Below are 14,118 nucleotides of genomic sequence, written 5' to 3'. Positions count from 1 at the left end.
CATGCCGTGAGCCGTCACTCCGCCGTCACGCTTTCCAGGGTACCGAGCCTCCCGCATGCATGTCAGAACTCAGCATATGAATCCTGTTCACAGTGTGTTGTTGGTGGTCATGGTCTTCGGAGTGGGGTGTGCAGGGCTGCGGACGCGGGCGACGTGTCCCGCCGAGGGCGGTAAACCCTGGCGTGAGGTGAAGTCGACGCACTTCCGTGTGCAGACGAACCTGAGTACCGAGGCCGCGGAGAAGACGGCGCTGGAGCTGGAGAAGTTCCGGCGAGCCCTGCTGCTCGCCTGGGACAACGAGTTCGACCCGCCGGGCGAGGTCGAGGCCATCATCCTGCGCAGCCCCGATCAGCTCGAGGAGTTCACGGATGCCAGGATCGCCGGCTTCGCGAGCAGGGGGGAGAACGGCCCGCTGTTGGTCATGAGCGGGGACAGCTTCCTGATGGGCGAATCATCCGCGGACCAGCGCATCCAGGCGCACGAGTTGGCGCACTACCTCAGCAGCTTCGTGCTGCTGCGCCAGCCCCGGTGGATCGCCGAGGGCTTCGCCTCCTACCTTGAATCCCTCTACTTCAAGGGCGCCTCGGCGGAGGTCATCCTCGGCAGGCCTGTCCGTTGGATGCTCGGCTACGTGCGGGCGCACGGTTGGATGAGCCTGGAGGAGCTCTGGGCCTGGCAGACCATCAACGGCATGAGCGAGAGCGACCTGAGGCGCCACTACGCGTCCTCCTGGCTGTGGGTGCACTACTTGATGAACGTGCACGGGGAGCAGTTCGCGGACTTCCAGGGGCGGCTCGCGCGCGCCGAGGAGCCACGCCGGGCCTTCGAGGCGTCCTTCCAGGGCGTGAAGGATCTCGCGGGGGGCCTGCGGACCTATGTCGACACCGGCCGCTACGCCATTCTCACCATTCCGTTGCCCGAGGTGCCCTCGAAGGTGGAGACGCGGGAGCTCGACGGCGCGGAGGTCCATGCCATTCGCGCGCGGCTGCGCTTGATGACCCCGGGGTCCGCGACGCGGGAGCAGCGCCGCCAGCAGGCCGAGCAGGAGATCGCCCAGGCGCTCCGTGAGGATCCGACGAATGTCAGCGCCGTCTACCTCCAGTCGATGTTCAGCGAGGACGCGTCTCAGCGGCTCGCGCTTGCGCGGGAGTTGGTGAAGGCACGGCCCGACAGTGGGAAGGCGTGGGCGATGTTGGCGGATGCACTCAGGCAGTCGGGCGGTTCGGCGGTGGAGCAGGAGCAGGCATTGCTGCGCGCGATGGAACTCCAGCCCCAGAACGCGACCGTGCTCAACAACCTCGCATGGTTCTACGTGGGCTCGGAGAACCCTCAGAAGGCCTTCGAGCTGGCGAAGCGGGCCGTCGCGCTGGCGCCCGCCGATGCGGCCATCCTCGACACCTACGCGGCGGTGCTCTTCCAGTCCGGCCACTGTCCTGACAGTCTCCGGATCCAGCGGCGTGCCCTGGACGTGTTGCACGAGAGTACGCCGGAGTCGCAGCGGCGGATTCTTCAGGACAGGCTCGACAAGTACGAGCGGGCCTGCCAGCGGACGTCGGGCCAGAAGCCCTAAGCAACCCTGTCGTCCTCAGGAGCACCGGATACGCTGGCGCCAACCCACTCGAGCTGGCGCCAGGCTATCCGCTCAGAATTCCAACTTGCAGGTGGCGCTGCATCCGTCGTGGCTGGTGGTGTTGCCGTCATCGCACTGCTCGCCATTTCCGGTCTGGACGATGCTGTCGCCGCAGCGGGCGTCGAGCACGCAGCCGGGGGCGCACTGGCCGTAACCTCCGTCGTTGACGCCATCGTCGCACTGCTCGCCGGCGTCGATGATGCCGTTGCCGCAGTTGGACTGGCATTCGGTACGGCGCGTGCTGAAGTTGTTGAGCGTGAGCTTGTACGAGGAGCCTGTCGTGTGGCGTTCGGCCTGGAACACCACGGCCTCGTAGATGCGCCCTGGCAGCAGGCCGAGCTCAGCGGCTTTCTGGGCGAGGGAGATGCTTCCCGTCATCGGCCCATGCACGCCGCCGAGATCCAGCGCCAGGCGACCGTTGATGAACACCCACACATCATCGTCACCGCTGAAGGCGAGGACCTCGTTTCCCTTGTACTCGAACCAATAGCGCACCTCGCTCGTGAAGCTGAAGTTGCGGCCATCCATGCGTAGGGGCTCCAGGCCCCGGGCCACCCAGCCCGCGGCGTCGAGCGGGAAGAAGGTCTGGTCATCGAACAGGTAGGAGCCATCGGACTGGCGCATCAAGGAGAGCGTCTGGACCACCGTCATATTGACGTTCCACACGTCGCGGTACCACTGGTCGAACGCGGCCCTGCCGTGGGTGGTGGCGGAGCTGACGCCGTCCTTCGCGTACACGGGCTTACCGTCTGCTCCCAGGGTTCTGGCCACGATACCCATCTCCTGGCCGTTGGCGTTCTCGAAGTCGACGTGTCCGCGAGGAAGGCTCCCGCTGGCCGGCAGGTCGTAGCCGCGGAAGTCGCGGTAGACGATCGGGACTTCCACCGTGTTCGGCGGGGACTCCTCGATGGAGCGACAGATGAAGCCCTCCTCGAGTTGGCACTCCGGAGAGCAACCGTCGTTGGCGCGGGTGTTCCCGTCGTCGCACTCCTCGCTCGTGTCGCTGGGGATCATCATGCCGTCGCCGCACACGGCCTGGCACGTCCCGTTGGTGCACCGGGGCTCGCGCACGCACAGGGGCGAGCACCCATCACCCATGTCGTTGTTCCCGTCGTCGCACTGCTCCGTCCCCTCGACGACCTTGTCTCCGCAGACGGTGCGGGTGCAGGGCTTCCCGATGGTGTCGCACTTGTACCCGGGCTCGAGGCGGCACACGGCGCTGCAGCCATCGCCCGCGCTGGAATTGCCGTCCTCGCACTCCTCGTCGCCAGCGATGATGCGGTCACCACACATCGCGGCACGGCAAGGCCCGCCGTTCGATGGGCAGTTCCAGCCCGGCTCCACGGTGCAGGTGGCCGCGCAGCCATCGCCAGAGGTCGTGTTCCCGTCGTCGCAGGTCTCGGGGCTCTCGAGCTCCCCGTTGCCACACGTGGCCTCCCGAACGCAGGGCGCGCCCGGAACCTCGCATACCCATCCGGGCTCTACCTGGTGACAGGTCTCCGTGCAGCCGTCGCCGCCCACCGTGTTTCCGTCGTCACAGGCTTCTCCGGTCTGAATCAGGCCATCACCACATTGGACGGAGCCGCCATCAGTAGGGGTGGATGCATCCGGGGTGTCCGGAGTCGTACCGGCGTCCGGGTCCGTGGTGCCGCCATCGTCAGGCGTGGACGCATCCGGGTCGTCCGGCGTCGTACCGGCGTCTATGTCCGTGGAGCCGCCATCGTCAGGCGTGGATGCATCCGGGGTGTCCGGAGTCGTGCCGGCGTCCGGGTCCGTGGCGCCGCCATCGATTGCCGTGGCCGCGTCCGGGTCGTCCGGAGTCGTACCGGAATCCGGGTCCGTGGTGCCGCCTCCTCCGCAAGCCACAAGTGACAAGAACAGGGATGTGAGGACGAGATTCGCGAGCCGCGCTCGGATTGGAGCTCTCAATGGGGTGACTCCTGGGAGTGAAAAGGGTTGATACGGAGAGTGTATCAGCCCCTCTGACTTTCACTCCTTCCAGAGCACCTTCCATGGGTGCTTGCGCAGGTCGGACAGAAGGCCTCGCAGATCCTCGTAGACCTGTTTGTCTTTCTGCAGGGCACCCACCGTGCCTTCTCCGGCCTCGATGCGCGTGAGCAGCCGGTCTGCTCGCGCGGCCATCTGGTCAAGCTTCTCGCCGGCCGCCGTGTAGTGCTCCAGCGCCAGCTTCAGCCGCTCGCCATCCTTCGCGTCGAGCCCGCCCGTCATCATCGACAAGCCATTGAGCGTCTTCGCCGCCGAGCCGGAGATGCCGGGCAGCTCCCGCTTCATCAGCGCCGCCGTCTCCGCTGCGTCGCCCAACAGCTGCGCTCCCTTGCCTCCGGGCTGCATGGCCTCGCGCGCGAGCTTCGCGAGGGCCCGCAGGTCCTTCGACGCCGCGGTCAGCTCCACCGTCAGCGTCTTCAGGTCACCCCGGTTCTCGTTCAGCACGCCGTCCAGCGTTCCCGTCAGCCGTGACACGTTGCTCGCCAGTGTCTGGAGCCCCTGCGGATCCTCCGCGAGCGCGCCGCTCGCCACGTCCAGGAAGGCGGAGAGCTGTTGTGCCACCAGGTCCAGCCGCGGTGCATCCGTGCCGCGCAGCGCGCCTCCAGTGGGCAGGGGAGGCGCGGACGCGGAGCCCGGGTTCAGCTCCAGGTAGGGCTCGCCCAGCGGCCCCACCGTGGCCACGGTCACCCGCGTGTCCTCCCGCAGCGCCGCCAGCGCCTCGGGCTTCACGGACAGCCCCATCCGGACTGGCAGCGGCTGGCCCCGCGCGTCCCTGCGGTCCGGCTCCAGGTGGATCTCCTCCACCCGGCCCACCACCACCCCCCCCAGCTTCACCGGCGCGCCCTTCACCACGTTGCCCGTGTGGCTGAAGTCCACCGAGAGCACCGTGTCGCGGCCCACCCGAAGCTCGCCCATCAGCCACAGCAGCCCGAGCACCCCCGCCAGCGCCGCGAGCACGAGCCCGCCCACCTTCATCTCCAAGCGACGCTCATCCATCCGATGCGGCCTCCAGAAAGGGCGCCGTCAGGGCCCGCAACTCCGGCTCGGAGGATGCCAGGAATGCCTCGGGTGTGCCCAGGAAGGCGCAGCGCCCCCCGCCCACCACCAGCACCCGGTCCGCCAGCGTCCGCAGCAGCCGGTAGTCGTGAGACACCACCAGCGCGCCCAGCCCTCGCGCCTGCAGCGAGGCGAGCACCTCCTCCACCTGGGCCGCCGCTCTCCGGTCCAGCCCCGTGGTGGGCTCGTCCAGCAGCAGGTACTCCGGACGCAGGGCCAGCGCCCGGGCGATGGCCGCCCGCTTCTTCGCCCCGGGCCCCAGCTCGGTGGGCAGCCGATCAGCCGCCGCTTCCAGCCCCACCTGGGCCAGCGCTTCGTGCACCGCCTCCGGTGGGAGGTCCGGTGCTGCCATCGCCACGTTCTCCCGCAGCGTCCGCCAGTCCAGCAGCGCTGGGCCCTGCACCAGATAGGGCGCACGCTGGCGCAGGGGGCGCAGGGCCCGCTCAGGCAGCGTGTCCACCCGCTCGCCGAAGAGCTCCACCCGGCCCGCGTCCGGTCGCAGCAGTCCCACCGCCAACCGGCACAGCCGTAAGCGCTCGGTGGACCACACCTTCCGCGTGAGGGAGGAGCCGTTCAGCGTCGCGTTCCAGGAGGTGTAGACATGGGACGCAACACGGAAAGAGTGGACGCAACGCTGGCGAGGGCGGCGGCAAGCAACTACTGGACGGAGGCCGAAGCGCAGGCGGTGCTGGAGGCCTACGAGGCGAGCGGGCTGTCGGTGGCGGAGTTCGCCCGCCGCCATGGGCTTACGCCACAGCGGCTGAGGTGGTGGAAGAAGCGGCGGGCCGGGGAGGCGGGCCCGGCGCTCTCGTTCGTCCCGGTGCACGTCACGGCGCCGCCCTCGCCAGAAGCACGTGGGGCACCGGGCACAGCCAGCATGGAGGTGCTACTGGCCAGGGGCCGGCGCATCCGAGTGGAGCCGGGCTTCGACGCGCACGCGCTGGCGCGGCTGGTGAGGGCGCTGGAGGAAGCATGCTGACACTACCCTCCTCGGTGCGCATCCACCTGGCGAGCCAGCCGGTGGACATGCGCAAGTCCTTCGACGGGCTGTCCTTGCTGGCACGACAGGTCCTGCGAGAGGACCCGCTGAGTGGACACCTCTTCGTCTTCTTCAACCGCACGCGCGACATGGTGAAGGTGTTGTGGTGGCACTCCGGTGGCTTCTGCCTCTTCTCCAAGCGCCTGGAGAAGGGCAGCTTCCGCCTGCCGCGCCCGCTACCGGAGGACACGGGCGCCGTCATCCTGGAAGCGGTGGAGCTCACCCTGCTGCTGGAGGGGATTGATTTGAAGGCCAGTGTCCGCCGGCCTCGCTGGCAGCCCCCACCTGAGAAGTCGGTTGCTTGAGAATACCTCTTGCGTCCTGGGTCCGGGTCATGGCTCATGTCCCGGGACATGAGCGGCGCGGCTCCCGGCAAGAAGACGACGGACGTACACGGCGTGGCGGCGCTGCTGCGCACGCTGCTGGCCGAGGGCCAGGACGAGCAGGTGATTGAGCTGGTGGTGGGCCTGCTCTCGCAATTGGTGGAGAAGAACACCGAGTTGGAGTTGCGGCTGCGCAAGGCGCTGCGCCAGCGGTTTGGCCGCCAAAGCGAGAAGCTCTCCGCCGAGCAACTGTCGCTGTTCCTGGAGCAACTGGGCCAGCAGAACGCCGGGGCCCAAGAGGCGGCGCCGCCCCAGGCCGGGGACGCAGGCGTCGCGGCGGGCTCCACGCCGCCCTCCAAGCCACCCCACAAGGAATCGCGAAAGAAGGAGCGCAAGGGCACGGGCGCCGCCCGCTGCCCTCCAGCCTGCCGCGCGAGCAGCGCGTCCACCAGCCCCCGCCCGAGGCGCTGCGGTGCGAGGCATGCGGGCGGGACAAGACGTGCTGTGGCCAGGAGAAGAGTGAGACATTGGAGTGGGTGCCTGGCCACTTCAAGGTGATTGAGGAGGTACGGCCCAAGTACGCCTGCCGGCCGTGTGGTGACGGGCTGGTGGTGGCGCCTCCCGCCGACAGGGTGATTGAGGGGGGATTGCCCGGACCGGGCCTGGTGGCCCACGTCCTCGTCTCCAAATTCAAGGACCACCTGCCGCTGCACCGGCTGAGCGGCATCTACGCGCGCCATGGCGTGCAGCTGCGTACCTCGACGCTCTCGGACTGGGTGGCCGCGGGCGCCGACACCCTCCAGCCGCTGGCCCGGGAGGTGGCCCAACGGGCGCTGGCCTCGCACGTGCTGCAGAGCGACGATACGCACCTGAAGGTGCTCGACAGAGAGCACCCCAACGGACTCAAGCGCGGGCACATGTGGGTGTACTTGGGGGACACCACCTGGGCGGCCTTCGTCTACACGCCGGACTGGAAGGAAGAAGGGCCCCTGTCCTTCCTGGACAAGCGTGAGGGCTGGCTGCTGGTGGACGGGTACAAGGGCTACGACAAGCTGTTTACCCGCCAGGGCGCCACCGCGGTGGAGGTGGGGTGCTGGAGCCATGCCCGTCGCTACTTCGTCGAGGCCTTGGACGCCGGTGACACACGAGCGGCGCTGCCGCTCTCTCTCATCGGCCGGCTCTTCGAGGTGGAGCGCGAAGCCGACGAGCAGCAGGTGGAGGAGACCGAGCGGCTGCGCAGGCGTGACACGCTCTCACGCGCTGTCACGGAGCAACTGGGGCGCTGGATGGCCGAAGTCTACAACCGGGAGCCGCCGAAGAGTCCGCTGGCACGGGCGTGCCGCTACGCCATCAACCAGTGGAAGTCGCTGACGCGCTTCATGGAGGACGCGCGCCTGCCGCTGCACAACAACGCCTCGGAGCTGCGGCTGCGGGAGATTGCCGTCGGCAGGAAGAACTACCTTTTCGCCGGCAGCGACGCGGGAGCCGAGCGCGCCGCGTGCGTGTACACGCTGGTGGCCACGTGCGTGCTGGCCGGGGTGGAGCCGTGGGCGTACCTGGCTGACGTGCTGGAGAAGCTCGCCCAGGGCTGGCCGCAGCGCCGTCTCGAGGAACTGCTGCCGCCCATGTGGAAGGCCGCGCGCGCGGCTGCCTCGCAGACGCCCTCCACCTCTTCTGCCGCGACCTGAGCACCGCCCATCCCCGTCGGCAGACCGGCGGGCGGCGCACCCGTTATCACATCTGCGCCGCCCCCCTGCACCGCTCTGCCGAGTGGATACGCACAGCACGCTCTTGCCCGCACCGCTCGCCCCGGCCACGAAGGTCAGCTCGCGCGTGGACAGCTCCGCGCTCAGCCCCGCCAGCACCCGCCGGCCGGACTCGAATGTCACCTCCACCTCCGAGAAGCGCAGCATCCCCGCTCACACCCCCAGCGCCTGGAAGCCGAGCGCCACCACGAAGTCGATCAGCAGGCAGCCGAAGCACGCCGCCACCACCCCCCGCGTGGTGGCCTCGCCCACCGCCTCGGCGCCTCCGCGCGCGGACAGGCCCGCCACCGCCGCCGCCAGGGGAATGTAGAGGCCGCAGCCCGCTCCCTTCGCCAGCCCCGCCAGCAGATCCCACCCGTCCACGTACCGCGCATCCATGAAGGCCGTCCCGTCCACCCCGAACGCCCAGCTCGCGGTGGCCACCGCCGACAGCGTCGCCGCCATCGTCCCCACCACGCACAAGAGCGGCACGCCCAGCAGCCCCGCCACCACCCTCGGCGCCACCAGGTCCGCGTACGGATCTCCCGCCGACATCTCCAGCGCCTCCACCTGCTCGTTCACGCTCATGGTGGACAGCTCGGCGCTGTGGCTCGCGCCCGCACGCGCCGCCGCGAGCAGCGCCGACACCACCGGGCCGAACTCGCGCACCAGCAGCTCAAAGTAGGGCGGGCCCACCACCGTCAGGTTCCCCGTCACCTTGCGTGCCTGGCTGTCCGCGAATGTCACCAGCACCGCCCCGAAGAAGGCCATGCCCGACGCCACCAGCCACGTGCTGCGCGCCCCCAGCTCGTGCAACTGCTGCACGCACTCGCGCCAGGACAGCCCGTCGCGCACGCTCGCCCTCACCGTGCGCGCGAGCATCAACGTCGGGGCTCCGAGGAAGGCGAGGAGGTTCATGGGGGGGCGCAGAGATGTCGTCCAGATGGTACCAGCGTGAGCAAAATCTATTCCGAGGAACCGTTACTTTTCTGGTTCTTGAATTACGAATTTGTCGTCGCCGATGGGTAACTTGACCTGTGGAGTACATACCGCAGCGGGCTTTTCGTCTTGAGCCAACAATGGCAAGGGCCTCACGTCGAGGGATACGAATTTTCGAGGAAGTGCCAATTGAGGAGGTGAAAGTACGTAGGTCTGAATGTTCTCCTCGGCTTCTTTGGGGGATTCATAAAAATGAACCGTCTTCATCGTTTCTTCACGGCCATCTCTCCCCGCCAAAACACCGTATCTCATCTTTCGAACATCGAAATACGCACGAAGAATTCGAATATCAACAACAGGGACCCCTCTCACAACCAAGCCAGCTCCGATGGGGGTACTGGTCAGGACGATTGGAATGACCTTGATCCTTTCGGGTTCCCATCCGTCTTTTCGTGGGATGCGAACCAGCGATTCGGTAATGTTGCTTTTGAATTTATTGACCTTGCGTTCGATTTGTGCGACCGCACCAATCAAAGTGTTGTAATAGTGGTATTTTCCGTTTGGGCTCGAGGGAATCAGTATGCATTTGGCTTCTCCCAAAACCAAGGAGTTGCCAATCCAAAAGGCCAGATCGATTTGCTCGTCACCATTTTTGTGTGGAATCACCAGATCGTCACGAACCACATCTGCATGTTTCGTCAATGGAGAGCGTTCTATAGCGCCAGCCAACTCTTTTCTTGCGTATGACTCGAAGTGAGTTCCTCTGTCTTCCAAGTCCAAGCCGCCACGTTTCGTCCAAAACTCGATGCTGCGAACCAAGTTGGGTCTATTGAGCGCAGCAAGAATCGGCACATATTTGCTGTCCTGAAGTCTCAGGATGGGTTTGTGCCAGAACTCTTCCCCTGAGTCATCGTCTTCCGCCATGACTCCTTCAAAACCTCCTCGCACAAAATAACTCAAAACCGAGCGAGAAAGGGGAACTGGGCAATCAAGAGCACGGCGAATGACCTCGATCAAATCGCCAGCGGATAGTGTTGGACTGTACTCGTTTAGTTTTTGAAGCGAAAAAACTCCAGAATTGGATGGCAAGCGCGAAAACAAAGCTTCGCTCAAGTAGTAGAGCGCCTTCCAGGCGTTGAGTAGGGTTCGTAGCGTGACTCCTGGGGTCGTGGGCAAGTCTATATCCAGCATCGCTGAGAAATACAGTTCTTCCGTGATGATTGTTTTCGCAAACGGAAGCGAAGGTTTGTCGCCGTCCATCGGTTCTGGTCCGAAGTGGATTTTTCGGTGTTTCCCGGATCCTGAAATGGACTGAACGTACATCCCGCGGCTTGCCCTGCGCTTCAGGGGGGCTGGGATTTCACTCCAGGTTTCTACTACGTGAAAGCTGATTTCGTTTGTTAGTGTCGAAAGTCGATATCTTGATATCGCGTCGGCAAGATGGATTTCGCTTCGTTCCCCGGTGTATGGGGTTACGAGGTCGGTTTCTCCTGATGACAGCACGTGCCAATCATTCCATACGCATTCGTTCCATAGGTCGACAAGCGCATCGTAAAGAGAGCCGAAGTTCAGGTGGAGACGTAGTCTCCCCAATATGACATCTTGGGGGATTGATTCTTTCTGGGGGAAAGAAGAGGAAGGGTGTTTTTGTTTTAGAATGAGTTTTACTGAATCCAGTGCGAATCTGAGTCCATCAACGGCGGCTTCATCTAGATCTTCAGGGGTGGCTGCGTTGAATGAATTTTCCGATTGATATTTTGACTGAATAATTTTTTCTGCTATCAAAATGTCGTTTTCGCGAGCGGACTCAAGTGTCATCGCGTTGACGAGTTTTGCATCCCGATTTACTGTTCCGCAGTGGAGTCGAGTCAATTTGTCCTGGTCGGACATGCCGAATTCGATAGCGGACGACCTCTGGGCGATTGTCTGGAAGCGGTGTGAAAACCATTTTCCCGCTTCGTACAGTCGCTTGTCAGCATCGGTGGGGTTCGGTGTTGATGTGAATGCTTTTTCCCATTGCTCTATTGAAAATTTGAAGGTTTGACTGGGTTGCGGGATTTTGTTTTTCCTGACCCTGGAGATAAAAGAATTGCTTTCGGTGGTGTTTTTTTTGTTCATCGCATGCTCTTTCGTGGGCGAAATTGTTGGTTTGATGCGGTGAAATCAACATGGTTCTCGGGAATGAATGCGCGAATGAGTGCAGAAAGCTGGTTGGCTGCTCATGGCGCAGCGAACTTCAAATCCCAGCTGCCGACTGTGATCAATTGACTATAGGCCACCTCGCCAGTGTGGTGGTGAGCAGGAAGTCCAAGAGGAAGATGGCCGCGCACCCCATCACGACCGCGCCCGCGGCCGCCTGGCCTACCGCCCTCGCGCCTCCCCGCGCCCTCAGCCCCACCGCTGTCGATACCAACGCGATCGCCAGCCCGAAGGCGCTCGCCTTGACCATGCCGCCGAGCACGTCTGTCACGTGCAGCATGTGCTCGAAGCTGTCGAAGAAGGCGCGCACCGGCAGCCCGAGCGTGAAGAAGGCCGCCACCGACTCGAAGAGTACCGCCACCAGGAAGGTGAGGGCGGATAGGCCGGACACGCTCACCGTCATCGCCACCACCCGCGGCGCCACCAGCACCGCGAAGGGATCCAACCCAATGCCTCGCAGGCCCTCGAGCTGCCCGCCCACCTGCATCGTCGCCAGCTCCGCCGCGTTGCGCGCCCCCAGCCGTGCCGCCATCACCAGTCCCAACAGCAGCGGGCCGAACTCCCACAGCACCGCGTACCCCGCTGCCCACCCGAGCACGGCTCGTGCCCCGAAGCGCTGCACGTACAGGGATGTCTGGACCACCACGGTCGCCCCTGTCAGGGCTGCCGTCGCCAGCGCCAGCGGGAGTGAGCCCCAGCCGAACTGCACCAGCCCGCGCAGCAGCTCGCGGCGATCCATCCGCGCCAGCCCCAGCACCGTTCGCGCGAGCACCAGCACCAGCGCGCCCACGGCTCGCACCGCGCCCAGCGTCTCCTGTCCGACCCATGCCAGCGCCGCGCTCATGCGAGCGCCTCGTCCGTCAGCGTCTCCACTTCTGGGGCGGGGGGACCGTCGTATCGGAGCTGTCCGTCGCGCAGGTACAGCCAGCGCGCGAGTGGCAGCTCTGGGGGCGCATCCGGTGCGGCGACGATCAGCGAGCCGCTCCCGGCCACCTCCAGCAGCACCCGCGCCACCTGTCGCGCGGTGCCTGGATCCAACCCTGCGAAGGGATCATCCGCCAGCAGCACCGAGGGCCTGGCTGCCAGCGCGCGCGCGATGCCAGCACGTTTGCGCATGCCTCCGGACAGCCGCTCGGGCATTGCGTCCGCGGCGTCCGCGAGGCCCACCGCGCGCAACACCTCGTCCGCGCGCGCCTCCGCCTCCTCGCGGGGCACGCGCCGGCGCTCCAGTGGCAGCAGCACGTTGTGGCGCACCGTCATCGAATCGAAGAGGGCATCCGTCTGGAACACCATGCCGAACGCCGCCTGCCGCTCGCGCTTCTGCGCGGGTGCCATCCTGGCCACGTCCTCGCCGCTCCAGAGAACCTGTCCGCTGGCAGGTGCCACCAGCCCCGCGAGCGCCTTCAACAGCGTCGTCTTGCCCGCGCCCGAGCGCCCCAGCACGAGCACGTGGCTGCCGGGAGGAAGGGAGCAGGTCACGTCGAGGAGGACGGCTCTTTCGTCCCTTCTCACTGAGAGCCTGTCCGCGCGCAGCTCCATGTCACTCCGGGTTCAGGGAGAGCCCCAGCGCACCGCCCTGTCCTGCATCCGCGCCCCGACAACCCGCCACCACCCACATTCCCACCGCCAGCAGGAATAAACGCATCGCTCGAACATTCCCGGGCGCGCCGCGCCCGACGTGAAAAGTCTCCGTCCTCCCAGTTAGCCCGATGTGTGATGCAGCGTCCAGACAGGTGGGTTCCCGTGGCTGTGATCGACTGGGTCCGATATATGAGCCTGCCGTCCTCCCCCCGGATCGCCCTCCTTCAAGCTCGACCATGCACTTGATCCGCCCCGCCGTTGTCCTCCCCGTGTGTGCCTGGCTGGCTCTATGTGTGCCCGAGGCGCGCGCGCAGGAGCAGCAGCCCGCTCCCGCCTCGGGGCAGTCCACGCAGGAGCCGCTGACGCTGGAGCGCGCGGTGTCGCTCGCGAGCGAGCGCAACGAGACCACGCTGTCGGCCCAGGCCCGCGCCGAGGCGGCCGAGGCCCGCGTGGCCCAGGCTCGCGCCTTCTTCTTTCCGAGGCTCGTCGTCAACGGTGGCTACACCCGCCGCCCGCAGGAGAGGACGCGGCAGGTGGGGGAGGAGACGGTGGTGCTCCAGCGCGCCAATGCACTGGACGCCAATGCCATCGCCAGCGTCACCCTCTTCGACGCGCGCGGCTTTCCGCTCTACCAGGCGGCGAAGCGGGACAGCGAGGCCACGGCACTGGATGCCAAGGAGGCGCGCCGTCAGGTGGCCTTCCAGGCGGCCACGGCCTTCCTGTCCACGCTGGGGCTGCAGCAGGTGGCGGATGCGGCCGAGCGCCGGCTCGCCTATGCCCGGCAGTCGCTCGAGGAGGCACAGGCCCGGGCCCAGGCGGGCCTGGCCAGCACCAACGATGTGACGCGCGCGCAGCTGGACGTGGCCACGGCGGAGGCGGAGCTGGCTGACGCAGTGGGTCAAGCCGAGACGAGCCGCTTGCAGTTGGGCTACCTGCTGGTGGTGCCCGAGGTGGGAGCGTTGGCCCCGCCCGAGACGCTGCTCGGCGAGGCCTCCCGTCCCGTGGACTCCTTCGCAGGGCTGGCCGACAAGGCGCTGGAGCGCCGCCCGGACATTCTTTCTTCGAAGCTGCGGATAGAGCAGCAGCGGGCCCTGGCGCGCGAGCCCCTGGCGCGGCTGTTCCCCTCGCTGACCGCCTCCGCGCAGGGCAGCGTCACCAACGAAGCGGGCCTCAATGGCCAGACCTTCAACGGCTTCTTGTCGGTGGACCTCACCTGGACCCTCTTCGATGGCGGGACGCGTTACGCCGAGCGCCGTGAGCGGCTCGCCCTGACGCGCATCCAGGAGTTGGACACAGCGGCGCGGGTCCGGGGGGTGGACGTGTCCGTGGAGAGCGCGCACGTGTCGCTGCGCACCGCGCAGGCCGCCTTGAGCCGCAGCCAGGTAGCCTTCGACGCCGCCCGCCAGAACGCGGAGGAGACGACCATCCTGTATCGCCAGGGGCTCGCCTCCTCTCTGGCGTTGAGTGATGCGCAGGTGAGGCAGTTCGAGGCCGAGGTGTCGCTCGCTCAGGCTCGCTATGCATTGGGGACTGCGCTGCTGGAGTTGCGGTCCGCTGTGGGTCTCGATCCGCTGGGGAAGGAGCCGTAAGTGAAGATCC

General features: G+C 66.2%; 13 protein-coding genes and 1 pseudogene. 7 read left to right on the top strand and 7 right to left on the bottom strand.

The window, feature by feature from the left end; genetic code table 11:
- Positions 1-76 precede the first annotated feature (76 nt).
- The gene (locus F0U60_RS28910; protein WP_395804347.1) at positions 77-1,570 is read left to right on the top strand and encodes a hypothetical protein; all 1,494 of its coding nucleotides are present in this window, start codon (positions 77-79) and stop codon (positions 1,568-1,570) included.
- A 72-nt stretch (positions 1,571-1,642) separates the two neighbouring features.
- Here F0U60_RS28910 and F0U60_RS28905 read toward each other — a convergent pair whose 3' ends face one another.
- Genes F0U60_RS28905 through F0U60_RS28895 form a run of 3 tightly spaced genes read right to left on the bottom strand, consistent with a single transcriptional unit; the run spans position 1,643 to position 5,243 of the window.
- Complete coding sequence (locus F0U60_RS28905) at positions 1,643-3,559, bottom strand: DUF4215 domain-containing protein (RefSeq protein ID WP_395804345.1); 1,917 nt, start codon at positions 3,557-3,559, stop codon at positions 1,643-1,645.
- 60 nt (positions 3,560-3,619) lie between these two features.
- On the bottom strand, positions 3,620-4,633 hold the full coding sequence (locus F0U60_RS28900; RefSeq protein ID WP_395804343.1) for an MlaD family protein: 1,014 nt from the start codon (positions 4,631-4,633) through the stop codon (positions 3,620-3,622).
- Positions 4,626-5,243, bottom strand: coding sequence for an ATP-binding cassette domain-containing protein (locus F0U60_RS28895; RefSeq protein ID WP_395804341.1), 618 nt, complete (start codon positions 5,241-5,243; stop codon positions 4,626-4,628). Before F0U60_RS28895 ends, F0U60_RS28900 begins: the two co-directional genes overlap by 8 nt.
- Positions 5,244-5,294: 51 nt before the next feature.
- Here F0U60_RS28895 and tnpA point away from each other — a divergent pair, with 51 nt between their 5' ends.
- From tnpA to F0U60_RS28870, 5 genes and pseudogenes are all read left to right on the top strand, one after another.
- Positions 5,295-5,672 (top strand): IS66 family insertion sequence element accessory protein TnpA, encoded by a 378-nt coding sequence (gene tnpA / locus F0U60_RS28890; protein WP_395804338.1) that lies wholly within the window; start codon positions 5,295-5,297, stop codon positions 5,670-5,672.
- Entirely contained in the window at positions 5,666-6,037 is a 372-nt protein-coding gene (tnpB, locus tag F0U60_RS28885; protein ID WP_395804316.1) for an IS66 family insertion sequence element accessory protein TnpB, read from the top strand. Before tnpA ends, tnpB begins: the two co-directional genes overlap by 7 nt.
- A 36-nt stretch (positions 6,038-6,073) precedes the next feature.
- Positions 6,074-6,613 carry a transposase gene (locus F0U60_RS28880; RefSeq protein ID WP_395804336.1) on the top strand — a complete coding sequence of 180 codons (540 nt, stop codon included), beginning with the start codon at positions 6,074-6,076 and terminating at the stop codon, positions 6,611-6,613.
- Positions 6,499-7,572 (top strand): annotated as a pseudogene (tnpC, locus tag F0U60_RS28875) (IS66 family transposase); the annotation flags it as partial. The gene F0U60_RS28880 and the pseudogene tnpC, both read left to right, overlap by 115 nt.
- Complete coding sequence (locus F0U60_RS28870) at positions 7,558-7,743, top strand: transposase domain-containing protein (RefSeq protein WP_395825499.1); 186 nt, start codon at positions 7,558-7,560, stop codon at positions 7,741-7,743. The pseudogene tnpC and the gene F0U60_RS28870, both read left to right, overlap by 15 nt.
- Before the next feature lie 231 nt (positions 7,744-7,974).
- Here the strand turns inward: F0U60_RS28870 and F0U60_RS28865 are convergent, their stop codons facing one another.
- The 4 genes from F0U60_RS28865 to F0U60_RS28850 form a co-directional block, all read right to left on the bottom strand.
- Positions 7,975-8,718, bottom strand: coding sequence for an MlaE family ABC transporter permease (locus tag F0U60_RS28865; protein ID WP_395804334.1), 744 nt, complete (start codon positions 8,716-8,718; stop codon positions 7,975-7,977).
- Positions 8,719-8,781: 63 nt separating this feature from the next.
- Complete coding sequence (locus F0U60_RS28860; RefSeq protein WP_395804332.1) at positions 8,782-10,857, bottom strand: hypothetical protein; 2,076 nt, start codon at positions 10,855-10,857, stop codon at positions 8,782-8,784.
- A gap of 142 nt (positions 10,858-10,999) precedes the next feature.
- A complete protein-coding gene (locus F0U60_RS28855; RefSeq protein WP_395804330.1) occupies positions 11,000-11,782 on the bottom strand; it encodes an MlaE family ABC transporter permease in 783 nt (260 codons plus the stop codon).
- Positions 11,779-12,417 carry an ABC transporter ATP-binding protein gene (locus tag F0U60_RS28850; RefSeq protein WP_395804328.1) on the bottom strand — a complete coding sequence of 213 codons (639 nt, stop codon included), beginning with the start codon at positions 12,415-12,417 and terminating at the stop codon, positions 11,779-11,781. Before F0U60_RS28850 ends, F0U60_RS28855 begins: the two co-directional genes overlap by 4 nt.
- 338 nt (positions 12,418-12,755) lie before the next feature.
- Between F0U60_RS28850 and F0U60_RS28845 the strand changes: the two genes are divergently transcribed.
- Complete coding sequence (locus F0U60_RS28845; RefSeq protein WP_395804326.1) at positions 12,756-14,108, top strand: TolC family protein; 1,353 nt, start codon at positions 12,756-12,758, stop codon at positions 14,106-14,108.
- The last annotated feature ends 10 nt before the right edge of the window (positions 14,109-14,118 follow it).

It is taken from the genome of Archangium minus, assembly GCF_044360475.1.
Lineage (GTDB): Bacteria > Myxococcota > Myxococcia > Myxococcales > Myxococcaceae > Archangium > Archangium minus.
The sequence above is the reverse complement of the archived record's forward strand: the minus strand, read 5'-3'. Positions and strand labels throughout refer to the sequence as shown.

Coding starts and splice junctions, on each gene's coding strand:
- F0U60_RS28910 (WP_395804347.1), top strand. CDS start 77: ATGAATCCTGTTCACAGTGTGTTGTTGGTGGTCATGGTCTTCGGAGTG.
- F0U60_RS28900 (WP_395804343.1), bottom strand. CDS start 4,633: ATGGATGAGCGTCGCTTGGAGATGAAGGTGGGCGGGCTCGTGCTCGCG.
- tnpA (WP_395804338.1), top strand. CDS start 5,295: ATGGGACGCAACACGGAAAGAGTGGACGCAACGCTGGCGAGGGCGGCG.
- tnpB (WP_395804316.1), top strand. CDS start 5,666: ATGCTGACACTACCCTCCTCGGTGCGCATCCACCTGGCGAGCCAGCCG.
- F0U60_RS28880 (WP_395804336.1), top strand. CDS start 6,074: ATGTCCCGGGACATGAGCGGCGCGGCTCCCGGCAAGAAGACGACGGAC.
- F0U60_RS28865 (WP_395804334.1), bottom strand. CDS start 8,718: ATGAACCTCCTCGCCTTCCTCGGAGCCCCGACGTTGATGCTCGCGCGC.
- F0U60_RS28860 (WP_395804332.1), bottom strand. CDS start 10,857: ATGAACAAAAAAAACACCACCGAAAGCAATTCTTTTATCTCCAGGGTC.
- F0U60_RS28855 (WP_395804330.1), bottom strand. CDS start 11,782: ATGAGCGCGGCGCTGGCATGGGTCGGACAGGAGACGCTGGGCGCGGTG.
- F0U60_RS28845 (WP_395804326.1), top strand. CDS start 12,756: ATGCACTTGATCCGCCCCGCCGTTGTCCTCCCCGTGTGTGCCTGGCTG.